Below are 23,381 nucleotides of genomic sequence, written 5' to 3'. Positions count from 1 at the left end.
GAGGGCAGCGTCACGCCCGGGTGGCCGCCTCCACCGGCACCGTCTCCCCCGTGAGCGTCCTCGGCGACCAGAGCCCGTCGGTCGTGGCAGCGGCGATGCCAGGTGGCGACAGCGCCACCGGAGTGAAGACGACCGCCGACCCGTCACCACACGCGAACGGCACCGCGTCCTCGGTGGGGGTGCCGGCCACACACGTCAGGCCGTCCGATGTCACCAGTCTCGTCACGGACCCGTCGGGTGGGCCGGAGAACTCGGTCGCCGCGGGCGTGACGGAGGTGGTGGTCGAGGCCGTGGTGGTCGAGGCCGTGGTGGTCGAGGCCGTGATCGCGGTCGTCGTCAGGGGGTTGTCCGTCGTGTCAGGTGTCGGTGCGATGGTGATCGTCGGCGTCGGTGCCGTCGTGACGGTCGTCGTCGTGGTCGAGGCGGTGGTCGATGTGGTGGTCGCTGCGGTGGTCGCGGTCTCTGCCGAGGTCGTCGTCGTCGTACCGGCTGTTGACGTCGCTGCTTCCGGCGTCGTCGACGGGGCCGCCGGAGTCGTCGAGAAGGCCTCCGGCACCGCTACCCGAGCAGCGGGCTCCGCGCTCGCTACGACCGGCGCTGCGACATCCTTCCCACACATCGCGTCGACGACCACGAGCCGGAACGTGATCGGAACGAGTCCGATGTAGGTGAGGGTGCCGTCGACCGTCAGTGTCGACCGTGCCTGGCCGGCAGACTGGGTCACCGCACTGGTGATCGTTCCCGCGAGCCGCGGAACCAGCACTCCGGTCGGGCGGTCGAACGCCGTCGTTCCGCCCGCCGCGGGTATCGCGACGGCCTGATTTCGGATGCTGATCGTGCCCTGATCGCCGGCGGTCGCGTTGGCCGCGCGAGCCCCGGTCGCGGTGGTCGACGCCGTCGACGTGGAGAAGTTGCAGGACGCCGTGGCCGTGACCGCGGAGGGCAGAGTGACGACCTGCACGGACCCCAGACCGGCAAGCAGTTCTGCGCGCAGTGTGTAGGTCGACAATGTGCTCGTCGCGTACACCTTCTGGGCAGCACCGGTGCACTGGGGCGGTGAACCCGGACCCCATGCATAGGACGCGCACGTGTCACCGACGATCGGGGAGGTGTCGGTGGCCCCTCGGGAGATCAGCTGGTTGACCAGGCCCAGTACGCCGCCGTTGCGATACGGCCCGGCGTTCGAGGCAGTCGAGGCACCGGGAACCGTCTGAGTCCTGCTCGCGGTCACCCCGGACCACGGCATGCTGGTTCCACCGGAAAGCAGATTGAACACGAGACCGGAGGCAGACACGACTCGCCCCGCCTCCGCGTACGCGCTACCGCTCGTCGGCCAGTATCCGGGCGTCACGGTGGTGGCGAGGTGCTCTCGCCCGACCCACGCGGCGTCGGTGGAGGAGGTGCGGACGACCGTCGCGACGAAGGTCGACAGCACCGCGACGAGAACGACGGCCGTGGAGAGGCGTCGACGCATCAGGTTCTCGCCCGCGGTGTTCGGGGCCAGAAGACGGCGACGACCAGCACCGTCATGGCGATGGTGATCGCCCCCAGCACCAACGGGTGCGAGAACCACACGATCACCTTCGCGAGGCCGGGGATCGACCACAGAACCTTGCGGACCTCCGTGACCTTGTATCCGGCGGGGTCCTCGTACTCGTTGGCATCGCCCTTGAGTTCCAGAACGGTCGTGCCGTCCGTGCTGGGTGACGTCCGCACCACCCGGTGCGTGACGGGGAGTTCTCCGGCCCGGTCGACGGTCACGATGTCACCGGGAGCCACTGTGTCGGCGGCGACTTCGCGTACAACGGCCAGCGATCCGGTGGGGATGGTGGGCGACATGGAGCCGGTCTTGAACATGATGAGCGTGATGTTCATCGTGAACGCCAGGATCACCAGAACGATGCACACCACACCACCGACCGCGAGCACGTTCAGCACGGCATCGCCGATGCGCGTGAGGGCCCGCCGCTCGGTGGGGGCCACGTGGCGAGTAGTCATGGAGAACACTCCGTTCCGGGCGGGCTCATGTCGTTCCGACGAAGGTCCACGTCGCGGGGAACGAAGTTTGTAGTGTCGAGTTGGTCCACACCGCCAGCGTGTCCGGCAGGCTCAGCCGAAAACACAGGGGCACAGGGGAGCCCGTCGCACTGGAGGTTCCCGCGGGCAGAATCACGGCGTTCGCTGCAGAATCTGTCGTCACCGGTACGTCCGCCGCGGCCGATCCGATGACATAGGACGCCCCGGGTGCGGTGAAGTTCGCCGCGACACAGGTCGCCGAGCGGATGACGGAGTACCGCAGCACGGATCCGAGCCCAGCAGTGGTCGAGGTCGCGTCCACGGTGACGCGGATCTGGGGCGACGCGGTGACAGCCCGGAGCGACACGGCGCCGTACGTGGACTGGCCGGGAAGAAGCGATGCGGCGCTGAGAGTCATGACGGCAGGCGCGTTCGCCGGATGCGCCGCCCACGTACCGCCGTTGTTCACGGAAGACTCCAGACCGAACGGGCTGGTGGTGAAACGAGAACTGCCGATTGCCCGGTCCACCCAGGATGCCGCGACAGTGGTCGCGCTGAGGGCCGCGACGACGGCGCCCACCACGAGCAAGAGGGCCGCGCCGACACGGGCCCGCCTACCAGGCATCGGGATCAGGCGGGTCCGTGAGGACCTGTGTCGAACCACGAGACTGTTGCGACGTGACCGAAGTCAGACCACCGCTTCGGCTGCGAACTGCCACGTGACGACGCCCGTCGTCTGTCCCGCCACGACGTTCGGGGCGACGGCCTGCGGAAGGGTCACGGCGAAGCACAGCGACACCGGACTGCCGTCAGCAGGCACACTGATCGCGTCCACGGCGCTCCCGTCCCCGAGTGCACTGCCGGCCACGACGACGTCGGTTCCACCGCCCAGTATCGCTGCGTTGCAGTTGTCCGCCGAGACGCCCGACACCACCTGGTAGGTCAGCGCGGTGGCAAGGGGACCCGTGATCGGAGTCGCTCCGTTCAGTGTCACGTCTGCCGGGTAGGCGCCGCCCGGGGTAGTGCCGGTGCCGACTCGAAGTGCCACCGGCGCGTAGACCGTCAAGCCAGGACTCATGGCCGCGAAACCCGTGGTGTACGCGAAGGTGCCGGCTGTTCCGACCGTGTCGTACTCGTTCCAGACGCCGGTACCACCGGTGGAGAAGTCGCCCTGGACGTTCCAGTTCTCCGCCGAGAACTGTGCTTGCCCGAACACGTTGTCGGTCCAGACGGCCAATGTCACCGCCGCTCCCACGCCGAGAACCAGCCCGCCCGCGAGGAGCGCTCGAACCTTGCGGCGACGGACATCGCGCTGCTCACGCTCTGTCTCGACGGTGAGATCGGTGGTCATGGCAGGTCCCCGTTTCGCTTCGACGAGCCATTACCGCAATGGCTGCGAGCGAACTGTAGATCCATTCTCGAAACCACACATACCGAACGTTCTTCAATTTCCGCGAACCATTGATCGGTACTCGGGGTCACACAGACCGATCGGGGCGATACGACGAGGCCGTTCGATGAACCGGGCCGGGACGTGAGCCTGTCGGCGTTGCCGCCGCCGCTTCGGTGCCCGAAGCAGCGAGCCGGCAGAGAATTCTGACCACACGTTTCAGACGTGATCTACATCACATACGGCAACGCCCGCCGCACCCGCTGAGGGTGCGACGGGCGGCGTCGAGAATCGGAGCGGATCAGACCTTCGCGGCCTCGTCGGCCGGGTCGTCCACCGCGCCGGCGCCGGTCGTGGGGGCGGTCTCGCCCTGTCCGGAGCGCACACCCTCCTCGACCTTCTTGCCGATCTCGGGGTCGACGTTGCTCCAGTACTGGAACACCCGCTGCAGCACAGGCTCGGTGACACCGTTGAGCGCGTGGCCGACGATGTTGCCCACGAGACGCTCGCGGGCGTCGTCGTCCATGATCTCGCGCACGAGAATGCCGGCCTGGACGAAGTCGCCGTCCTCGGGATGCTGCACGTACCCGGTGCGCACGAATCGGGGCTCGAAGTCCCAGGCACCGTCGTCGCCGTACGCGTTCGTGTCGGCGGCGGGACCACCGTACGAGTTCGGGGCGTACACGGGCGTCTCCGCGGAGTTGTAGTGGATGTTCATCGCACCCTCCTTGGAGTAGGAGTTGATCTCCGCCTTCGCCCGATTGACCGGCAGCTGCGCGTAATTGGTGCCGATGCGGTACCGGTGCGCGTCCGCGTAGCTGAAGATGCGTCCGAGCAACATCTTGTCCGGGCTCGCACCGATGCCCGGAACGAGGTTGGACGGCTCGAACGAGCTCTGCTCGATCTGGGCGTGGAAGTTCTCCGGGTTCTTGTTCAAGGTCATCGTGCCGACCTCGATCAACGGGTAGTCCTTCTGCGACCAGACCTTGGTCAGATCGAACGGGTTGTACCTGTACGTCTCGGCATCGTCGTACGGCATGATCTGCACCTTGACGGTCCAGCTCGGGAAGTCGCCGTTGCGGATCGATCCGAACAGGTCCTGACGATGATGATCGGGCGACGTGCCCGCCAGCTCGTCGGCCTTGTCCTGTGTCAGGTAGTCGATGCCCTGATCCGTCTTGAAGTGGAACTTGACCCACGACTTGGTGCCGTCGGCAGCGATGAACTGGTACGTGTGCGAACCGAAACCGTCCATGTGGCGGAACGACTTCGGGATTCCGCGGTCACCCATCAGCCAGGTCACCTGGTGTGCCGACTCGGGCGACAGGGTCCAGAAGTCCCACTGCATGTTGTTGTCTCGGAGACCGGAGTCGGGCATGCGCTTCTGGCTGCGGATGAAGTCCTGGAACTTCAACGGATCGCGCACGAAGAACACCGGCGTGTTGTTGCCGACCATGTCCCAGTTGCCTTCGGTGGTGTAGAACTTCAGCGCGAAACCGCGGGGGTCGCGCCACGTGTCGGGGCTGCCCTGCTCGCCCGCGACGGTGGAGAAGCGCGCCAGCATCTCGGTCTTCGCGCCGGGCTGGAACACCGCCGCCCGCGTGTACTGCGAGATGTCACCGGTGACCTCGAACGTGCCGAAGGCGCCTGCACCCTTGGCGTGCACCACACGCTCCGGGACCCGCTCACGGTTGAACTGCGCCATCTTCTCGATGAGGTAGTGATCGTGCAGCAGGATCGGTCCCTGCGCACCCGCAGTGAGGGAGTGCTCGTCGCTGGGAACCGGGATACCGGCGTTGTTGGTCGTGGGCCTCGGCTGTGTCATGAGTCCAGTGCCTCCTGTTCGTGGCAGACGCGAAGCGTCGCGGTGTGACGCAGAACGTCCGTCGTACCCGCATACCCGGGCATCGACTCGCGCACACGCAGAATGTCGATCCGTTCCAGTATGACCCCTTTTCTGGAATCAGTCCAGTTACGTTCGTGGTGTCAGGGCGTCGGGTACAGGAGGGGCAGTCCCCGCTCCCCCACGCCCAACTCCTGGATCGACCACTCGCGGGGGTCGATCGCGTACTGGGAATGGTTGGTCGCCAACACCGACGTGCCGCGGAAGGCCAACGATGCGGGAGTGACGAGAGGCACCGCCAGCGCCGCCCTCGCTTCGGGGGACGGGAGCGCGCCGACGACGCCACGTCCGGGCTCCACGATCTCGACGTCGTTGATGATCGGGTTCGCGACCGCCACGTAGACGCGGCCCGACTCCCCGATGGCGATGCCGTCACCCTGTGACGTCGTGGCGATCTCCTCGCGAGTACCCGGACCACCGTTCCCGTCGACGCCGAGGCGGAACAGCTTCCCGCGGAAGATCGACGGGTCCGCTGTCAGGGAGATCGTGACCACGAAGACGAGGCGGCCCTGCACGTCGAACTGCATGCCGTTGACGCTGTACAGCGACACGAAATCTGGACTCTGGTACCAGATCCGAGCCTCACCGCCGCCGGCCGGCACCTTCCAGATGGTGGCCTGGTTCAGATCGCTCACGTACAGATTGCCCGCCGCGTCGAACACCGGGTAGTTGGGCCACGCGGGTCGATCGACAGGGCTCGGCTCGCACGGGACGATCCCCCGACCACAGGACGGCAGATCGGGGAACGTCGCGTAGACCGACTGGGCTCCCGATGCAGGATCGAGTCGTACCGCACGCGCACCCGACCAGTCGAGCGCGTACACCCGGCCCGCACCGTCCAGCGCGATGCCGTTGACCCCGTGCTCGGCCTCCGGGGAGTGCCCCACGAGATCGTAGGTGCCGATCAGTGCACCGGATCCGTCGTGATGCCAGACCGTTCCCGTCGATCGGGGCCGATTCGATCCCGTCCACACGCTGCCGTCGGACGGATCGACGGCGATGCCCTCCGGCTGTCCGGGCAGCGGAAGCTCGGAGAACGTTCGCGCGCCACCGGGCGCCGGCGACGGTTGTACTGCGGGATCCGCACTCCCCGTGGCACTCCCGAACACGGTCATGGCGGCCACTGCCACCACGGTGACCATGACTCTGGTCAGAGAGAACGTCGACACGTCAGGAGCCCCCCGGCACGAATTGCGCAGCATTGTGCTGCTCCGGTGGACACTACGGTCAGTCCGACCGTCCCCTCGTGTCCACTCGTCCAGGGCCGCGTAGCGGGCATTGTGCCAGGTCACACACATGTCGGAGATGGGGGATTCGTGTGGCACTCTTCGGTCGTCGAGATGGCAGCAGTTCTGGGGGGAATACAACAATGCACAGTCGTTCGAGCAGATCCGGTCTTCTGCGGCGGGCGGGACTCGTCGCCGCTGCGGCCGTCACCGCGGTCGCCTCCTTCACGGGCACCGCCTCGGCCGACCCGGGACCGGTGGCACCGTCGACCCTTCTCGGATCGATCAGCGACGGCCCCGGCCAGTTCCACGTCTTCCGCACGGTGGACAGCGGCAATCGGCCGACTGCCGAGGACACCGCGCGGTGCAACGCCCAGTACGGCGTTCCGGCCCAGTACCTCCTCGTCGAACGTCTCGACGCCCGTATGTACACGTTCCAGTCGGACCCCGCGTCCGGCGTGCTGACCGCCGAGACGGCGCGCAACGTCGGACCTATCTACGTGTGCGACGGGCTGGGGCTCGACGGAACCCAGATCCTCGACCAGTGGGGCACTCTCGACGCTCCCGGCCTCGGCCGTCTCGACATGCGCGGACCGTGCGGCTTCGAGCTCTACCCCGGATCGCCCGGACGCGGCGCCGTCGACTGCGTTCTCCGCATCCAGCCCAACGCGTCCGGTGTGAGCGCCGGTGTCGCCACCAGCAACTCGGTGGCCAACCCGTTGCGTCTGCCCGGTGGACGCACCGGATCGGTGTGGACGCTGTACTCGCTCGGCGAGGGCACCGCGCCCGTCGATTCGGCTCCGCCCGCCGGAATCCCGCAGCCGACGGGCCCGATCGCCTACAACGTGACACGCGAGGTGAACTCCCGATCGGTGGGATCGTCGCCGTCCTGTGCGGGAGGCGAGCGCACCACCGAACTGCACGCGGCGAGTGTGGATCCGGCCACGGGCGCGGCCTCGACCTCGCCCAGCGAGATCACGGCCGCGACGGCGCGTGTCTGCTACTCCCCGACGGCGCAGCCCGAATTCGGTGCTGCCCTGACCGTCACGTACGACAACCTGCCCGGTGGCCCGCTGACGGTCGAGGGACGCGGTCAGTGCCGCCAGAACTCGCTGCCCGGCATCGCCGACGTGCAGCAGAGTTGCGGCCTCACCCTCCCGCCGAACCCCGCACGCGGACTGGCCGGCGGACAGGTGACCATCAACGGACTGGTGCCGGCCGGTGACCCGGCAGGGTCCGCCAACTCGGCGATCTGGACCACCTCGCTGCTGGGACCCATCTCCGGCAAGTGACCGAACGGGACAGGCCCCGATCTCCGCGAGGAGGTCGGGGCCTGTGTCGTCTCGGGGTCGAGCCCGCGCGAGTCAGCGGTTCCGACCCACCACGGTGAGCGGGAGTCGCAGTGCGCCGGGTGCTTCGGCGGGAACCACGGGAGCGACGGGGCGGACCGGGGCGAGGGGTTCGTACCCTGTGCCGACCGGCGGACGCTGATCGTTTTCTCCCTTGTTCGGCCACAGGGCCATCGCCCGCTCAGCCTGGGCGGTGATGGTGAGCGACGGATTGACGCCGAGGTTCGCGCTCACGGCCGATCCGTCGACGACGTGCAGACCCTCGTGCCCGAACACCCGGTGGTACGCGTCGATGACGCCCCGTTCCGGCGTCGCACCGATGACACAACCACCGAGGAAGTGCGCGGTCATGGGAATGTCGAACACGTCCGCGAACGAGCCACCCGGGTCGCCGCCGATCTTGTCCGCGGCCTTCCTGATCGCGATGTGCCCCTCCGGGATCCACTTCGGCGGCGGGCTGCCACCTCCCGGGCGGGAGGTCAGACGCCGACCGAATCGACCTTTCCTGGAACCGAGTTCCAGCGAGTTGTCGTCGGTCTGCATGACGAGCGCGATGACGGTGCGTTCCGACCAGTTCTTCACCGACAGGCTGCGCACGGTGGCGGCCGGATGGCGCAGCGCGACGCCCAGCGTCTTCAGCGGTCGCGGCAGCCTGCCGCCGCCGTCACTGAGAACGGTCTGCAACAGTCCGATGGCGTTGCTGCCCTTGCCGTATCGCACCGGCTCGATGTGCGTGTGATCGTTGGGGTGGAACGACGAGGTGATCGCCACGCCCTCCGTGTAGTCGATCTGCCGGTCACGCGCCGTCGCGGCCAGCACCGCTTCGGAGTTGGTGCGCACCACGGACCCGAGCTTGTCCGACAGGTGGGGCAGATCTCCGGTCTCCTTCATCGCCAGCATCAACTTCTGGGTCCCGTAGGTGCCGGCGGCGAAGACGACGTGGTCGGCCGTCATCACGGTCTCCTTGCGCCGCAGCTTCGCACCGGTGCGACGCGTCCGCACCTCGTATCCACCGCCCTCGCGGGGACGCACCGAGGTGACCGTGGTCAGCGGATGCACCATGGCACCGGCCTTCTCGGCGAGGTAGAGGTAGTTCTTCACCAGGGTGTTCTTGGCGCCGACACGGCAGCCCGTCATGCACGCACCGCACTCGGTGCAGCCTGTCCGGGTGGGTCCGACGCCACCGAAGAACGGGTCCGGGACGTCGCTACCCTTCTGCCCCGGCTGACCGAAGAACACGCCGACCGGTGTGGTGCTGAACGTGTCACCGACGCCCATCTCCTCGGCGATGTCGCGCATGACCTTGTCCGCGGGGGTGATGGTCGGGTTGTCCTCGACGCCCAGCATCCGACGCGCCTGCTTGTAGTACGGCGTCATCTCCGCTTCCCAGTCGGTGATGTCACCCCACTGCGGATCCTCGAAGAAGCGGCTCGGGGGCTGGTACAGAGTGTTCGCGTAGTTCAGCGATCCGCCGCCGACACCGGCTCCGGCCATCACCAGGACATTGGGGAGCAGGTGGATCCGCTGCAGTCCGTAGCACCCGATCATGGGCGCCCACAGATACTTCCGCAGTCGCCAGCTCGTCTTGGGCAGCTCGTCGTCCTCGAAACGACGACCGGATTCCAGGACACCGACTCGGTATCCCTTCTCGGTCAGACGCAGGGCGGAGACGCTGCCGCCGAAACCCGATCCGACGACGATGACGTCGTAGGTGTTCTTCATATTGCTGCCTTCTCCGACGGTGTACTTCCCACAGTTCGGCCGACGTCCGGCCCTCCGCGCGCCCGCATCGTGCGGTAGTTCTCGATGTCGAACGCGGCGGTCGCCTTGCGGAACTTCCACGTGAAGGTCGGCCACATGGCCGAGTTCCGTCCACTCGCGTCCAGGTACCAACTCGAACACCCACCGGTGTTCCACACCGTGCCGGCCAGGTCGGCGTCGAGAGACGCGTTCCACTCGTCGACCGCGGACGGACTCACGTCGACGGCATCGACGCTGCGACGCGTCATCTCGCGCAGAGCGGATTCGACGTACGCCGACTGGGACTCGAGCATGTAGACGATCGAGCTGTGTCCCAGGTTGGTGTTCGGCCCGTACATGAGGAAGAGATTCGGGAAGCCGGCCATCGTCGTACCTCGGTAGGCGCGCGGGCTGCCGCCCCACCGCTCGGCGAGAGTTCGACCGTCGCTGCCGCGCAACAGATGTGCGACGGGCGGCTCGGTGGGGGTGAAGCCGGTACCGAAGACGATGGCGTCGACCTCGCGCTCGCGTCCCGCGGCGTCCACCACTCCTGTCGGCGTGATCGAGGCCAGACCGCTGTCCACCAGTTCGACGTCCGGTCGCTGCAACGTGTCGTACCAGTCGTTGGACAACAGCATGCGCTTGCAGCCGATGGTGTAGCCCGGCGTGAGGCGCTTCCGGAGTCCGCCGTCGCGCACCTTCAGTCGGAGGAAACCCGTGGCTATCGTGTGCGCGATCGACAGAAGCTTGGGCCGCTTGGCCATCATCTCGACGTACATCTCGCGGTAGGCGTAGATCGCACCGCGCTGCGCCTCGAGTGTCCACGGCGCGCGGCGGTAGAACCATCGCTCGATCGGACCGCGCGTGCGGTCCATGCGCGGGATCACCCACGCCGGGGTGCGCTGGAAGACGTGCAGTTGCGACGTGACCGGGGCGATCTCGGGAACGAACTGGATGGCCGACGCACCGGTGCCCACGACGGCGACACGCTTGCCGCGCAGGTCGTAGTCGTGGTCCCACGTCGCGGAGTGGAAGGTGTGGCCGGCGAATGTGTCGAGGCCCGGCACAGCGGGCAGCTTCGGCGTCGAGAGCGTTCCCGTGGCCGCGACCAACACTCGGCAGGTCAGATCACCCTTCTCCGTGGTGACGTCCCAGACGCAGCGTTCCTCGTCCCACTGCGCCCCGAGCAGCGCGCAACCCGTGACGAGACGGTCTCGGATCCCGAAGTCGTCGGCCACCCCGCGCAGGTACCGATGGATCTCCGGTCCACGAGCGAAGGTGTGGCTCCAGTCGGAGTGCGGGGCGAAGGAGAACGAGTACAGCGACGTCGGAACATCGCACGCGACACCGGGATACGTGTTGTCGCGCCAGGTCCCACCGACGTCGTCGGCACGCTCGATCACGAGCACGTCGGCGGACGGGTCCTCGCGGAGCACCCGCGCCGTCACACCCATACCGGCGAATCCCGATCCGACGACGAGAACATCGACGTGCGCGGGCAGTGTGGTCGTCACAGCTCCGTCACCGCCCGCTCCCACTCCGGCAACAATCGTGCACGCATCGCGTGTTCCTCCTCGGGGGTTCGGAAGATGGCCGACACGGCCATCCCTCGTGCGAGTTCGATACTCAGGTCGAAGGCAGCGGGAGACATGCTGTCCCCGTAGAGCTCTCGGCCGCCTTCCTGCAACACCTCGGTCACTCGACGCTCGAGTGGTTCCACCGCGGCGTGCAGTGCCGCATCCGTGCGGGCGGCGACCCACAGTTCGAGCGCCGCGTGGAACAACGGGCCGGAGAAGGCGTCGAGCAGGAGCGCCGGGCCGACGGGCCCACCGCGGTGGACCCCGATCAGCTCGTCGAGGCGTCGCTCGACGAGCCGCTCGACGGCCGCCACGACGAGCGCTTCCTTCGTCGGGAAGTGGTGGAGCTGAGCACCGCGGGACACACCGGCCCGACGTGCGATCTCCTGGGTGCTCGCGCGGGAGTACCCGACGTCCACCAACGTGTCGATGGCGGCGTCGAGAAGCTTGGCCCGCGTGCCGGCGGTGCGCTCCGCCTGCGTCCGGCGGGCGGGCTGGGCAGCCGGCTCGGTCACGGCGGTGGTCTCGGTCACATCTGCGACCATATCGGCTTTCTTACAAACAGTCCAGACTGAATGTAAGTGAGTTCGCCGGAGTTCAGGGCGGGCCGACCGTCACCGCCCGGACAGGACCTCGAGCATCGATTCCACCGCCGTCGGCCAGCCGTACTGCTCCGCCCTCGCCCTGGCCGTCGGCCGTCCGCCCGAGGGGAGCGCCAGGGTCGCGGCGATGCCCTCGGCGAAGTCGCGAGAGCGATTGGCCACTGCTGCGCCGCAGTCCGGGGTGACGATCTCGGCCAGCGCGGACGTTCCCGAGACCACCGCGGGTGTGCCCGACGCCAGTGCCTCCAGCGCCGCCAGCCCGAACGTCTCGTGCGGTCCGGGAGCGACCGCCACGTCCGCCTCGGCGAGCAACCGTGCGACGCGCTCGCGGTCTGAGACGAACCCGGCGAAGTGCACGGGCAGACCCTCGGCGCGCCGCTCGAGCGCGGACCGCCGCGGACCGTCGCCCACCACCACCAGGCGTGCGTCGATGCCCTCGCGGCGCAGGTGTGCCAGGGCGTCGACGCTCCGCTCGGCGTGCTTCTCCACCGACAGCCGTCCACAGTGCACGAGCCGGATCATCCGTCCCTCGTTGCGATGGCGACGCGACGGGTGGAACAACTCGAGGTCCACCCCGAGTGCGATGCGGTGCGCGTCTGCGCCGATCCGGTCGAACTCCTCCTGCGCGAACGCGGTGGTGCACACCACCGCGTCGTGACCGAGGACGGACCGCCTGTTGGCGACGTCCGCCGCCGCGCGCGCCACCGGGACGGGCAACACCTGTCCGAGAAGTCGGTCCAGCCTCTCGTGGGAGATCATCACGCTGCGAATCCCCCTGTGGCGCGCCCACGTTCCGAGGCCACGCAGGGTGAGACGGTCCGAGATCTCTAGCACGTCCGGTCGCAGACTCGCCGCGACGTCGGCCGTCACGGACGGCCTCGCCACCCGGTAGCCACCGGTCATCGGGAGCCGGCTGGACGGGACGGTGATGCGATGCACCCCGGTGGCGGACATCGTCTCGGAGTGGACGTCGCCGGGCACGATGACCGTCACCTCGTGGCCGCGAGCGACATAGCCGGCTCCGAGCTGGTCCACGGCCGTCCGCAGACCGCCCGAACGAGGTCCGTAGAAGTTGGCCACCTGCACGATGCGCATGCGGCCCAGTGTCGAGGTGAGCCGTGTACGGACGAGGACCGCGCCGAGAACGTCGCACGAACACTCACGTCGAGCATTCACCGTCGTCGCACGACGGCGGCACGGGAACCCGGCACCGGCGCCGCACGTTGCCGTGGTGTCCGACCCGCGACGACACGTCACCGACGAAGAAGAGGTCCCACGATGACCAGCCCGGCCCGCAGGCTCACCCGTTCACGTCAGAGCAAGCTCATCGCCGGAGTGTGCGGCGGTCTCGCCGAGCGCTTCGGTCTGAGCGCAGGACTCGTGCGCCTGCTGTTCGTCCTCTCGTGCATCCTTCCGGGACCGCAGTTCGTGATCTACCTGGTCCTGTGGATCGCGATCCCCAAGTCGTCCTACTGATCGTTCGATCAGTTCGAGAGTGAGTGCACATCGGGCGCCGTTCCCGTGGCGGGTTCGTATTCCGATCACCGACAACATCTTTGACCAACGGTTGGACAGGGTCTACTTGCGGCACGACTGACCTGCACCTACTGTCGAAGTCGATTCGTCGCACGTGCGGTGTCGTCACCTCGTCCACCGTGCGCTCACGTCGAAGTGCGAGGCGTTCGAGCCCCGGGGCGCCCGGCACCACACGGCCACTCTCGAGCAGGCTGTTCGCCACCACCCTGGCGCGCGGCCGGCAAGGACACGATGTCTTACCATGGCGGTTTCCCGCACCACGGTGATCCTTCGGGCCGCGGCGCTCGACCTCGTCCGGGCGTTCTACCCGGTCCCGATCGCGCCCGCGGTCGCTACACGTGGCGCTATCTCGACACCGACGACGCCGCCCGCCTGTGGGACGAGGTGACCGACTGGGTGTGGTGGCTGCGTGACCGCTACGAGTTGACCGAGCGCATCCCCCGCTGCTGGTACCGACACGGACCGGTGGTCGAGGAGTTCACCGCCGTGTTCGCGTCCTGGAGCGAGGCCTACGGCGGCGAGAGCGGACTGTCCCGCTGGCATTCACAGGACCTGTGGCCACTGATCGAGCGGCTCGAGGTGATCGCCGGATTCGAACAGTGTCAGGCCGACGGGTGCTCGCACGACTCCGGCTTCCTCCACGCTCCCGAGGGCACCGAGGCGGTCATGGAGCCGCTGGTCGACCCGTCGGGCCGCGATGCCGACGAGCCGGTGTCCACGGTCGATGCGATGGTGGTCGGTGTCGTCGACGAGAGCGTGATGCTCTCGGCCGTCGTCAGCGGCGAGGCGACAGCGCTCGACGCCGGTCTCCCCCACGGGCGCTATCGACTCGACGGACGCCTGTGGACCTGGAGTTCGATCCTGGGTGGGTACGTGCCGTCACGCGACACGCACCGCACCCTGCGCGCCCTCGAGAGCTGAGCGCCCGCCTGATCCGACCGGCCTCCGGCCTTCCCGCCGAACCCGACCGGCCTCCAGCCTTCCCGCACTACCGAACGAAGAGTTCGGCGATCTGAATCGTGTTGAGGGCAGCACCCTTGCGCAGGTTGTCGCCGGACACGAACAGCGCGAGTCCGCGACCGTCCGGCACACCGGGATCCTGCCGGATACGTCCGACGAGCGACTCGTCGGCGCCGGCCGCCTGCAGAGGCGTCGGCACGGCCACCACGCGCACACCGGGAGCCGACGACAACAGTTCCGTCGCACGCTCCACCGACAGCGGATTCGCGAACTCGGCGTTGATCGACAGCGAGTGTCCGGTGAACACGGGCACGCGGACGCAGGTTCCGCTGACCAGGAGATCCGGCAGACCCAGGATCTTGCGGGACTCGTTGCGCAGCTTCTGGTCCTCGTCCGTCTCGCCACTTCCGTCGTCGACGAGAGAGCCCGCGAGCGGCAGGACGTTGAACGCGATCGGCGCGGTGTAGACCGTCGGATCGGGGTACGCGACGGCGCTGCCGTCGTGCACCAGCTTCTCGGCGTCGGCCACCACGGCACGCGCCTGCGTCGCCAGTTCCTCGACACCGGCGAGACCGCTGCCGGACACGGCCTGGTAGCTCGAGACGATGAGCCGCTGCAGCCCGGCCTCGTCGTGCAGCACCTTGAGCACCGGCATCGCCGCCATGGTGGTGCAGTTGGGGTTCGCGATGATGCCCTTGACGAGATTCTTCGTCGCCTCGGGGTTCACCTCGCTGACCACGAGCGGGACGTCGGGATCCTTGCGCCACGCGGAGGAGTTGTCGATGACGGTGACGCCGGCGGCGGCGAAGCGCGGCGCCTGCTCGCGGGACATGGTGGCGCCGGCCGAGAACAGCGCGATGTCGAGCCCGGTGGGATCCGCGGTGGACGCGTCCTCCACGGTGATCTCGCCGTCGCCCCACGGCAGGGTCTTGCCGGCGGACCGGGCGGACGCGAAGAAACGGATCGAGGCGACGGGAAACTTACGCTCCGCCAACAGGGTTCGCATGACGGCGCCGACCTGGCCGGTCGCGCCGACGACTCCGATGTGGAGGCCGGTGGAATTCGTGGTCATGATGCTCCTACCTTCCGGTTCCGCCGTGCACGACGGCGATCTCGTCGCCGCCGAGGCCGAAGGCGGCGTGCAGCACGCGCACGGCCTCGTCGAGCTCGGAGTCCTTGGTCAGCACGGAGATACGGATCTCCGAGGTGCTGATGAGGTCGATGTTGATGCCCGCGTCGGCGAGCGCTTCACAGAACGTCGCGGTGACGCCGGGGTGCGACTTCATGCCGGCGCCGATGAGCGAGACCTTGCCGATGTGGTCGTCGTAGAGCACCTTGGTGAAGCCGATCTCGCCCTGCAGCTTGGTCAGCTTCTCCACCGCGGTGGGTCCGTCGGCCTTGGGGCACGTGAACGTGATGTCGGTCTTGCCGGTGTCGATGCGCGAGACGTTCTGCAGCACCATGTCGATGTTGATCTCGGCGTCCGCGACGGCCCGGAAGACCTTGGCGGCGAAGCCCGGCTGATCGGACAGGCCGACGACCGTGACCTTCGCTTCGCTCCGGTCGTGCGCGACACCGGTCAGAATGGCTTCTTCCACTGGAATGTCCTCCATGGATCCGGACACGATGGTCCCTGGCTTGGTGGTGTACGACGAGCGGACGTGGACGGGAACGTTGTAGCGGCGGGCGTATTCCACGCACCGCAGCATCAGGACCTTGGCGCCGCACGCCGCCATCTCGAGCATCTCCTCGAACGAGACCTTCTCGAGGTGACGGGCGTCGGGAACGATGCGTGGGTCGGCGGTGAAGATGCCGTCGACATCGGTGTAGATCTCGCAGACGTCGGCGTTCAGCGCGGCGGCGAGCGCGACGGCGGTGGTGTCCGACCCACCGCGCCCGAGCGTCGTCACGTCCTTGCTGTCCTGGCTGACGCCCTGGAAACCGGCGACGAGGACGATCGAGCCCTCGTCGAGTGCGTCGCGGACACGGCCGGGCGTCACGTCGATGATCTTGGCGTTGCCGTGCACGCTGGTGGTGACGACGCCGGCCTGCGATCCCGTGAAGGATCGGGCCTCGGCGCCGAGGGAGTGGATGGCCATGGCGACGAGCGCGTTGGAGATGCGTTCGCCCGACGTGAGCAGCATGTCCATCTCGCGCGCGGGCGGCGCGGGGCACACCTGCTGCGCGAGGTCGAGCAGTTCGTCGGTGGTGTCTCCCATCGCGGAGACGACCACCACCACGTCGTGGCCCTTGCGCTTGGTCTCGACGATCCGTTCAGCGACGCGCCGGATCCGCTCGGCGGTCGCCACCGAGGATCCTCCGTACTTCTGAACGACGAGTGCCACGCTGGTGCTACCTCCCGAGTCGAGAACGTCCCGCTGGACATCCACTGGTGCGACGGGTGCCGCCGGAACGGTCAGCAGCCTACCGACCTGCGGGGGTCCGGGGGGAATCGCGTGCCTACCATCAGGTGGTGACAGCCCCGGACCCGTCCGCTCTACCGCCTCGTCCTCGGCGCCGACGACTCTTCGTCGCGGTGCCGTCGGTGGGGCCGCGCTGGCCCGGCGGCCTCCGCGCCGCGCTCGCGTTCGGTGTTCCGGCACTCGCGCTGCTCGCGCTCGGTTTTCCCACCGAGGCCCTGCTGACCGCGGCAGGCGGGTTCGCCGTCGTCTACGGCGAGGGCCGGCCGTTCCGGTCCCGCTGGTCGGTCGTCCTGTGGGCCGGTCTCGCGCTCGTGCTGTCCGCCACCGTCGGCGGCCTCGTGGGCCAGTACGGCGACCCGCGGAACTCCGTGGTGGGCGCCGTCCTCGTCGTCGTGGTGCTCACCGTCCTGGGCACCGTCGCGACCTTCGTGGTGGATGCGCTCCGTCTCGGACCACCCGGTGCCTTCTTCTTCGTCCTGACCTGCGCGATCGCCACCATCGTCCCGCAGAGCGGGGTGACGGCGTGGGTCAACTCCGCCTGCGTCGCGCTCGGAGCGCTGTGGGCCCTGGTCGTGTCGATGGCACCGGCACTGCGCGACGCGTCGAAACCGGAACGCGACGCCGTGGCGGCCGCCGAGCGGAGCGTGACCGACTTCGGTGAGGCGCGCACCGCGGGCGATCCCGCGGTCGGTGCCCGGCACCGCGCCGCCGTCGCGGTCGATCGCGCCTGGGCCGCGCTGCACGACGCCGGGATACCGGCTCGCCGGATCGACGATCCGCTGGTCCTGCGACTGCGGAGGGTCCACCTCGACTTCGCGCGCATCATCGGCGACGCACCGCTCGATCCCGAGCACGCGTCGGACACCGTGCACGTCACTCCGGATCACACGCCCTCCGTCCCGATGTCGCGCCCGACGATCAAGTTCCGGCTGGTCCGGGCCCTGCACGTCGATTCCCACGCCACCACCACGGCGCTCCGCGTCTTCTGCGCATCCGCGGCCTCGGGCGCGATCGCCGTCGTCGCCGGGCTCGGGCGGCCCGACTGGGCTGTCATCGGCGCGGTCCTCGTGCTGCAACAGGGCCTCGACCGACCACGAGGTACCGTCCGCGCCCTGCACCGCCTGGTGGGCACGGCCGTCGGAGTGGTGCTCTTCGCCGTCGTCTTCTCACTGTCACCGAGCGGGTTCGTGCTGGTCCTGCTGCTGATGGCACTGCAGTTCCTCATCGAACTGGTCATCGCTCGGAACTACGGCATCGCCGTCATGTTCATCACGCCCCTGGCGCTGCTCATCGGCGGCGCGTCCCATCCGGGTGCGCAGGCGTGGCCGCTCGCGACCGAACGTCTCGTCGAGACGAGCATCGGTGTGCTGTGCGCGCTGGCGTCGATGTGGGTGGTCGCTCGTCACGCTCATCGGCGGTGCCTGCTGTGGTGCGACGGGCGCGTTCTCGACGCCTGTCGCCGGACGGCGGATCTGCTGCGCACCGTGACACCCACCCATCCGGACGCCATGACCGCGCGGCGAGACGTGCAGTTCGAGCTCGTCGGGGCCGCCTTCGCCGCCGAGCACGCCGTCAGCGACGACCGGGAGTGGACGTCGGCGAGGTGGGAGTCGCACCTGCGAGTCGACGCGGCCGGGTACGACCTCCTGTCCGCCTGCTGGCGCACCGCGGACGGCGCCATGCTGGCGGAACCGGAGCGGTGGGCGGACGTGGCACCGCGCCCGTGAGACGTGCCGGTGTCGTCCGCGCGGGCGACGGAGTAGGGTGACCCGCATGTTCGGCGCCGGGTTCGCCCTCCTCCTTCGTCGCCGCGACGGGGTCTGATTCACAGACCGGCTCCCTGTCGCGGGTCTTTTCGGCGCCGGTCGTCCCCTTCCTCACAACGGAGATCATCGATGTCACCCGCCGACGCTTTCGTATCCGGCTCACGCACGGTCACCACCCCCACCAAGCCTGCGCCCGCCGATCAGCCCTCGTGGAACACCCAGAAGAACTCGTCGATGCCGACGTTCCGGTACCGGTCGTTCGCCGAGGAGGTCGAACCGCTCACCCTCCCCGACCGCACCTGGCCGGACAAGGTCATCGATCGCGCACCCCAGTGGTGCGCCGTGGACCTGCGTGACGGCAACCAGGCACTCATCGACCCGATGAGCCCCGCGCGCAAGCGCCGCATGTTCGAACTGCTGGTTCGTATGGGCTACAAGGAGATCGAGGTCGGTTTCCCGTCCGCGAGCCAGACCGACTTCGACTTCGTCCGCGAGATCATCGAGGACGGTGCGATTCCCGACGACGTCACCATCCAGGTGCTCACCCAGTGCCGGCCGGAACTGATCGAGCGCACGTTCGTCGCGTGCGAGGGCGCCCGCAGCGTCATCGTCCACTTCTACAACTCCACGTCGATCCTGCAGCGCCGCGTGGTCTTCCGCGCGGACCGCGACGCCATCGAGAAGATCGCGACCGACGGTGCCCGCAAGGTGCTCGAGGAGGCGACGAAGTTCCCCGACACGCACTGGCGCTACGAGTACTCGCCCGAGTCCTACACCGGCACGGAGCTCGAGTACGCCAAGAAGGTCTGTGACGCGGTCACCGAGATCATCGCTCCCACACCGGAGAACCCGATGATCCTGAACCTGCCCGCGACCGTCGAGATGGCGACCCCCAACGTCTACGCCGACTCCATCGAGTGGATGCACCGCAATCTCGAACGTCGCGACTCGATCGTGCTGAGCCTGCACCCGCACAACGACCGCGGGACCGGCGTCGCCGCAGCCGAACTGGGCTACCAGGCCGGCGCCGACCGCATCGAGGGTTGCCTCTTCGGCAACGGTGAGCGCACCGGCAACGTCTGCCTGGTCACGCTGGGCCTGAATCTCTTCACTCGCGGAGTCGACCCGCAGATCGACTTCTCCAACATCGACGAGATCCGGCGCACCGTCGAGTACTGCAACCAGCTGCCCGTCCACGAGCGCCACCCGTACGGCGGCGACCTGGTCTACACCGCGTTCTCCGGCAGCCACCAGGACGCCGTGAACAAGGGCCTCGATGCGATGAAAGTGTCTGCGGACGAACAGGATCAGGACGTCGACGACGTGCTGTGGCAGGTTCCGTACCTGCCCGTCGACCCCAAGGACGTCGGCCGCACGTACGAGGCCGTGATCCGCGTCAACTCGCAGTCCGGCAAGGGCGGCGTCGCTTACATCATGAAGTCGGACCACGGTCTGGTGCTGCCGCGTCGACTGCAGATCGAGTTCTCCTCGGCCGTGCAGCGCGTCACCGACGGCGAGGGCGGCGAGGTGTCGCCCAAGGCCATGTGGGACGTGTTCTCCGAGGAGTACCTGGCCCCGATCGTTCCTCTCGAGCGCATCCGGCAGCGCGTCACCGCGGCCGAGGAGGACGGCGGAATCGACTCGATCTCCGCGATCGTCAAGGTCGACGGCGCCGAGCAGGAGATCACGGGCGACGGCAACGGTCCACTCGCCGCCTTCGTCGACGCGCTGGGCTCCATCGGGTACGACGTCAGCGTCCTCGACTACTCCGAGCACGCCATGTCCGCCGGCGACGACGCCCAGGCCGCGGCCTACGTCGAGGCGGCCGTGCGGCTGCCCGGCGGCGGCGAGACCATCGTGTGGGGTGTCGGTATCGCCACCTCCATCACCACGGCATCACTGCGCGCCGTGGTCTCGGCCGTGAACCGGGCGGCACGATCCGGGGCGTAGCCCTCGTGCGCCTTCTGCGCATCCAGGGATACGCAAAAGGCGCACGGGTCACGCAGTGACCTCCGCGACCCGCGCCGCGAACGCGTCCACCACGGCCCGCACGGCCGGACGCTCCGCGGCGCGGGGTCGTGTCGCCAGGTCGTAGATGCGGGCCGCGCGCACCCCGGCCAACCGGCGTTGCGTGACACCCGGGTGCGTCGAGGCGTGGCGCGGCATCAGCGCGATCCCGTGGCCGTGGGCCACCAGCTCCTCCATGAGCCGGAAGTCGTTGATACGCAGATCGACTCGCGGCGCCACCCCGGTGACCGTCGCGATGGAGAGCAGCACGTCGTCCACCGGGAACCCTCCGCGGACACTGATCCACCGCTCGTCCGCCAGATCCTCGATGTCGACGGCATCACGCTCCGCCAGCGGGTGCCCCGGCGGCAGCACCAGGTCGATGGGCTCGCGCATCAGTGAACGCACCTCCACCCGCTCGGACGCGATGCTCGGTGCGCGCTCGTCCCGATGCGTCAGCACCACGTCGTAGTCCGCGAGCAACGCCGGCACGGCCGACGCGGGCACGTCCTCGTCCCGGGCGTCGACGTCCACACCCGCCTCGGTGAGCCGGTCCAGAACCCCCGGCAGCAACAGTGCGGCGCCCGAGGGGAAGAGCGCCAGTCGAACGGTTCCGCGTGCGCTGCCGCGGTACGACGCCATCTCCTCCGACGCCCGGTCGAGGGCGGCGAGCACGTCGTCGGCGTGAGGAAGCAGCGCGCGTCCCGCCGCGGTGAGCCGCACGCGGCGCCCGTCGGGTTCGAGCAGGGCGACTCCCGCCTCCCTCGCCAACACCTTGAGCTGCTGCGACACCGCGGACGGTGTCATCGACAGCGCGTCGGCGGCCGCGGCGACCGTGCCGCGATCCGCCAGCGCCCGCAGGACGCGCAACCGGTCGACATTCATGTAGCAACGCTACAGCTACCGGTCACCACAATTCGATTGTTCTTAGCAGTCGCACCCGGAACACTCGAGGTCATGACCACTCGCGACCGCCTGCTCGGACTGATCGTGGTGGTGGTCTGGGGACTGAACTTCCTCGCCATCCGCGCCGGGCTCGACCAGTTCCCGCCGTTCTTCTTCGCTGCCCTGCGGTTCGCGGTGATCGCCGTTCCGGTCGTCCTCTTCGTCCGCCGACCGACCGTGCCGGTGCGCTGGCTCCTGCTGTACGGCACGGGTTTCGGCCTGCTGCAGTTCGCGTTCCTCTTCGCCGCGATGAACGCCGGCATGCCCACCGGCCTGGCCTCGCTGGTGCTCCAGTCGTCGGCGCCGTTCACCGTCGTTCTCGGCGCGCTGCTGCTGCGGGAGAAGGTCGGGCCGCGCCAGTGGATCGGGATCGGCATCGCCGTCGGGGGCATGATTCTCATCGGGTGGGATCGTGCCCACAACGCCACCCTCCTGCCCGTGCTGCTGACGCTGTTGGCAGGCCTCAGCTGGGCCTTCGGCAATCTCGGAAACCGACTGGCGACTCGAGCATCTCGACCGGCCTCCGGCGTTCCCGTCGAGCCGATGCGACTCATGCTGTGGATGACGGTGGTTCCCCCGCTGCCGATGTTCGCGTTGTCGGCCGTCGTCGAGGGTCCGACCACGGGATGGACCGCCATCGGCGATGTGGTGTCGGCCGGGCAGTTCTCCGGGTTGATCGGGCTCGCCTACATCGTGCTCATCGGCACGATCGCCGGCTCGGGACTGTGGACCGTCCTGATCAGCCGCTACCCCGCCGGCGTCGTCGCGCCGTTCTCGTTGCTGGTCCCGGTCGTCGGCATCGGTGCGTCCTGGCTCGTGCTCGACGAGACGCCGAGCGTCCTCTCCCTCGTCGGTGCGGCCGTCGTGATCGGCGGCTGCACGTGGGGTCTGAGCCGCTCGCCGCGATCCGCGACGACCACACGGACCGAGCCCCGGATCGTGACTCCCCCGTCCGGAGCCAGCGTCGGTTAGGGTCCCCTCACCATCACTGTGACGGAGGCTCGGCAAGCGTGTTCGGAAGAAGAAGTACTGTCCTGGCGACCCTGCTCGCCGCGACGGCCCTTGTGGCCTCGGCGTGTTCGACCGATGCGACAGCCGAGGACGCCGCGGACAGCACCCGGACCGTGACCCATGCGCGCGGGGACACGGAGGTGCCCTCGTCGCCGTTGCGAGTCGTCACTCTCGAACCCGTCCAGCTCGACACGAGTGTCGCGCTCGGCGTCGTTCCGGTGGGCACGTCGGTGCTGAGCGAGGCGACGGGGGTGCCCCCGTATCTGGGCGACGAGGCGTCGCGCATCGAGACCGTCGGCACCGTCGCGGAGCCTCGCGTCGAGGCCATCGCGGCTCTGCAGCCGGATCTGATCCTGGGAACGGAGACGCGCCACTCGGAGCTGTACGAGCGGTTGTCCGCGATCGCTCCGACGGTGTTCATGGCGTCGCAGAGCGACCCGTGGCAGGACAACGTCCGCCTCGTCGGGCGCGCCCTCGGACGTGACGCCGAGCCGTTGCTGGGCGAGTACGACGCGCGGTGCGACGAGATCGCCGACAGGTTCGACACCGCCGGGTCGACGGCGCAGCTCATCCGGCCACGCAACGAGGAGCTCACGCTCTACGGACCGCTGTCCTTCGCGGGCAGCACCCTCGAGTGCGCCGGGTTCACCACGCCGCCCCGCCCGGAGTGGTCGAACGAGATCAGTGTCGACGTCTCCCCCGAACTGGCGACGGAGGCCCGCGCCGATCTCGTGGTCGTGACGTCGGCGACACCGGACGATCCGGCGTCGATGCCCACGTCCGTCACGTCGAACACGACGGCGTTCCCGAATCCGCACCTCGTCGACCAGTCGTACTGGATCACCGGCGTGGGACCTCGCGGCGGACAGGCCGTGCTCGACGACATCGAACGGATCCTCGGGGCGTCCTGAGTTCCTTCCCGTGTGGGAG

20 protein-coding genes are annotated in these 23,381 nt (G+C 68.5%); 7 read left to right on the top strand and 13 right to left on the bottom strand.

Annotated elements, in window-relative coordinates:
* Positions 1 to 10: 10 nt before the first annotated feature.
* From BR07_RS27115 to BR07_RS0118240, 6 genes are all read right to left on the bottom strand, one after another.
* The gene (locus BR07_RS27115) at positions 11 to 1,474 is read right to left on the bottom strand and encodes a hypothetical protein (RefSeq protein ID WP_027506662.1); all 1,464 of its coding nucleotides are present in this window, start codon (positions 1,472 to 1,474) and stop codon (positions 11 to 13) included.
* Positions 1,474 to 1,998: a signal peptidase I gene (locus tag BR07_RS25385; RefSeq protein WP_081821410.1), complete on the bottom strand. Its 525-nt coding sequence runs from the start codon at positions 1,996 to 1,998 to the stop codon at positions 1,474 to 1,476. Before BR07_RS25385 ends, BR07_RS27115 begins: the two co-directional genes overlap by 1 nt.
* Before the next feature lie 25 nt (positions 1,999 to 2,023).
* Positions 2,024 to 2,641, bottom strand: a complete 618-nt coding sequence (locus BR07_RS0118260; RefSeq protein ID WP_155957103.1) for a hypothetical protein — start codon at positions 2,639 to 2,641, stop codon at positions 2,024 to 2,026.
* Positions 2,642 to 2,704: 63 nt separating this feature from the next.
* Positions 2,705 to 3,367, bottom strand: a complete 663-nt coding sequence (locus BR07_RS0118255) for a SipW-dependent-type signal peptide-containing protein (protein ID WP_027506660.1) — start codon at positions 3,365 to 3,367, stop codon at positions 2,705 to 2,707.
* Between the two features lie 340 nt (positions 3,368 to 3,707).
* A complete protein-coding gene (locus tag BR07_RS0118250; RefSeq protein ID WP_027506659.1) occupies positions 3,708 to 5,231 on the bottom strand; it encodes a catalase in 1,524 nt (507 codons plus the stop codon).
* 161 nt (positions 5,232 to 5,392) lie between these two features.
* Positions 5,393 to 6,478 (bottom strand): SMP-30/gluconolactonase/LRE family protein, encoded by a 1,086-nt coding sequence (locus BR07_RS0118240; RefSeq protein ID WP_155957102.1) that lies wholly within the window; start codon positions 6,476 to 6,478, stop codon positions 5,393 to 5,395.
* Between the two features lie 200 nt (positions 6,479 to 6,678).
* On the opposite strand from BR07_RS0118240, the gene BR07_RS0118235 reads away from it, so the two are divergent.
* Complete coding sequence (locus tag BR07_RS0118235) at positions 6,679 to 7,827, top strand: hypothetical protein (protein WP_027506657.1); 1,149 nt, start codon at positions 6,679 to 6,681, stop codon at positions 7,825 to 7,827.
* Between the two features lie 72 nt (positions 7,828 to 7,899).
* Here BR07_RS0118235 and BR07_RS0118230 read toward each other — a convergent pair whose 3' ends face one another.
* The 4 genes from BR07_RS0118230 to BR07_RS0118215 form a co-directional block, all read right to left on the bottom strand.
* Complete coding sequence (locus tag BR07_RS0118230) at positions 7,900 to 9,606, bottom strand: GMC oxidoreductase (RefSeq protein ID WP_027506656.1); 1,707 nt, start codon at positions 9,604 to 9,606, stop codon at positions 7,900 to 7,902.
* Entirely contained in the window at positions 9,603 to 11,078 is a 1,476-nt protein-coding gene (locus BR07_RS25380; protein WP_051613577.1) for a flavin-containing monooxygenase, read from the bottom strand. The genes BR07_RS0118230 and BR07_RS25380 overlap by 4 nt, the downstream gene beginning before the upstream one ends.
* Positions 11,079 to 11,134: 56 nt before the next feature.
* Positions 11,135 to 11,746, bottom strand: a complete 612-nt coding sequence (locus BR07_RS0118220; RefSeq protein ID WP_051613558.1) for a TetR/AcrR family transcriptional regulator — start codon at positions 11,744 to 11,746, stop codon at positions 11,135 to 11,137.
* Positions 11,747 to 11,815: 69 nt separating this feature from the next.
* Positions 11,816 to 12,898, bottom strand: coding sequence for a glycosyltransferase (locus tag BR07_RS0118215; RefSeq protein ID WP_027506654.1), 1,083 nt, complete (start codon positions 12,896 to 12,898; stop codon positions 11,816 to 11,818).
* Positions 12,899 to 13,081: 183 nt separating this feature from the next.
* On the opposite strand from BR07_RS0118215, the gene BR07_RS0118210 reads away from it, so the two are divergent.
* Both BR07_RS0118210 and BR07_RS26350 read left to right on the top strand, forming a co-directional pair.
* Positions 13,082 to 13,279 carry a PspC domain-containing protein gene (locus BR07_RS0118210; protein ID WP_027506653.1) on the top strand — a complete coding sequence of 66 codons (198 nt, stop codon included), beginning with the start codon at positions 13,082 to 13,084 and terminating at the stop codon, positions 13,277 to 13,279.
* A gap of 291 nt (positions 13,280 to 13,570) precedes the next feature.
* On the top strand, positions 13,571 to 14,260 hold the full coding sequence (locus BR07_RS26350; RefSeq protein WP_051613557.1) for a hypothetical protein: 690 nt from the start codon (positions 13,571 to 13,573) through the stop codon (positions 14,258 to 14,260).
* A gap of 67 nt (positions 14,261 to 14,327) precedes the next feature.
* On the opposite strand, the gene BR07_RS0118200 is transcribed toward BR07_RS26350, so the two are convergent.
* Positions 14,328 to 15,371 (bottom strand): aspartate-semialdehyde dehydrogenase, encoded by a 1,044-nt coding sequence (locus tag BR07_RS0118200; protein WP_027506652.1) that lies wholly within the window; start codon positions 15,369 to 15,371, stop codon positions 14,328 to 14,330.
* 7 nt (positions 15,372 to 15,378) lie between these two features.
* Entirely contained in the window at positions 15,379 to 16,644 is a 1,266-nt protein-coding gene (locus tag BR07_RS0118195; RefSeq protein WP_027506651.1) for an aspartate kinase, read from the bottom strand.
* Between the two features lie 128 nt (positions 16,645 to 16,772).
* On the opposite strand from BR07_RS0118195, the gene BR07_RS0118190 reads away from it, so the two are divergent.
* A complete protein-coding gene (locus BR07_RS0118190; RefSeq protein ID WP_027506650.1) occupies positions 16,773 to 18,449 on the top strand; it encodes an FUSC family protein in 1,677 nt (558 codons plus the stop codon).
* 168 nt (positions 18,450 to 18,617) lie between these two features.
* Positions 18,618 to 20,438, top strand: a complete 1,821-nt coding sequence (leuA, locus tag BR07_RS0118185; RefSeq protein ID WP_027506649.1) for a 2-isopropylmalate synthase — start codon at positions 18,618 to 18,620, stop codon at positions 20,436 to 20,438.
* Between the two features lie 48 nt (positions 20,439 to 20,486).
* Here leuA and BR07_RS0118180 read toward each other — a convergent pair whose 3' ends face one another.
* Positions 20,487 to 21,380 carry a LysR family transcriptional regulator gene (locus BR07_RS0118180; RefSeq protein ID WP_027506648.1) on the bottom strand — a complete coding sequence of 298 codons (894 nt, stop codon included), beginning with the start codon at positions 21,378 to 21,380 and terminating at the stop codon, positions 20,487 to 20,489.
* A 72-nt stretch (positions 21,381 to 21,452) separates the two neighbouring features.
* On the opposite strand from BR07_RS0118180, the gene BR07_RS0118175 reads away from it, so the two are divergent.
* Together BR07_RS0118175 and BR07_RS0118170 are read left to right on the top strand one after the other, a co-directional pair.
* Positions 21,453 to 22,412, top strand: coding sequence for an EamA family transporter (locus BR07_RS0118175; protein WP_027506647.1), 960 nt, complete (start codon positions 21,453 to 21,455; stop codon positions 22,410 to 22,412).
* 38 nt (positions 22,413 to 22,450) lie between these two features.
* Positions 22,451 to 23,362 carry an ABC transporter substrate-binding protein gene (locus BR07_RS0118170; RefSeq protein ID WP_027506646.1) on the top strand — a complete coding sequence of 304 codons (912 nt, stop codon included), beginning with the start codon at positions 22,451 to 22,453 and terminating at the stop codon, positions 23,360 to 23,362.
* Positions 23,363 to 23,381: the final 19 nt, after the last annotated feature.

The sequence above is a fragment of the Rhodococcus sp. UNC23MFCrub1.1 genome (assembly GCF_000686025.1).
Classification (GTDB): Bacteria; Actinomycetota; Actinomycetes; order Mycobacteriales; family Mycobacteriaceae; genus Rhodococcoides.
The sequence above is the reverse complement of the archived record's forward strand: the minus strand, read 5'-3'. Positions and strand labels throughout refer to the sequence as shown.

Coding starts and splice junctions, on each gene's coding strand:
- BR07_RS27115 (WP_027506662.1), bottom strand. CDS start 1,474: ATGCGTCGACGCCTCTCCACGGCCGTCGTTCTCGTCGCGGTGCTGTCG.
- BR07_RS25385 (WP_081821410.1), bottom strand. CDS start 1,998: ATGACTACTCGCCACGTGGCCCCCACCGAGCGGCGGGCCCTCACGCGC.
- BR07_RS0118260 (WP_155957103.1), bottom strand. CDS start 2,641: ATGCCTGGTAGGCGGGCCCGTGTCGGCGCGGCCCTCTTGCTCGTGGTG.
- BR07_RS0118255 (WP_027506660.1), bottom strand. CDS start 3,367: ATGACCACCGATCTCACCGTCGAGACAGAGCGTGAGCAGCGCGATGTC.
- BR07_RS0118250 (WP_027506659.1), bottom strand. CDS start 5,231: ATGACACAGCCGAGGCCCACGACCAACAACGCCGGTATCCCGGTTCCC.
- BR07_RS0118235 (WP_027506657.1), top strand. CDS start 6,679: ATGCACAGTCGTTCGAGCAGATCCGGTCTTCTGCGGCGGGCGGGACTC.
- BR07_RS0118230 (WP_027506656.1), bottom strand. CDS start 9,606: ATGAAGAACACCTACGACGTCATCGTCGTCGGATCGGGTTTCGGCGGC.
- BR07_RS25380 (WP_051613577.1), bottom strand. CDS start 11,078: ATGGGTGTGACGGCGCGGGTGCTCCGCGAGGACCCGTCCGCCGACGTG.
- BR07_RS0118220 (WP_051613558.1), bottom strand. CDS start 11,746: ATGGTCGCAGATGTGACCGAGACCACCGCCGTGACCGAGCCGGCTGCC.
- BR07_RS0118215 (WP_027506654.1), bottom strand. CDS start 12,898: ATGCGCATCGTGCAGGTGGCCAACTTCTACGGACCTCGTTCGGGCGGT.
- BR07_RS0118210 (WP_027506653.1), top strand. CDS start 13,082: ATGACCAGCCCGGCCCGCAGGCTCACCCGTTCACGTCAGAGCAAGCTC.
- BR07_RS26350 (WP_051613557.1), top strand. CDS start 13,571: ATGTCTTACCATGGCGGTTTCCCGCACCACGGTGATCCTTCGGGCCGC.
- BR07_RS0118200 (WP_027506652.1), bottom strand. CDS start 15,371: ATGACCACGAATTCCACCGGCCTCCACATCGGAGTCGTCGGCGCGACC.
- leuA (WP_027506649.1), top strand. CDS start 18,618: ATGTCACCCGCCGACGCTTTCGTATCCGGCTCACGCACGGTCACCACC.
- BR07_RS0118180 (WP_027506648.1), bottom strand. CDS start 21,380: ATGAATGTCGACCGGTTGCGCGTCCTGCGGGCGCTGGCGGATCGCGGC.
- BR07_RS0118175 (WP_027506647.1), top strand. CDS start 21,453: ATGACCACTCGCGACCGCCTGCTCGGACTGATCGTGGTGGTGGTCTGG.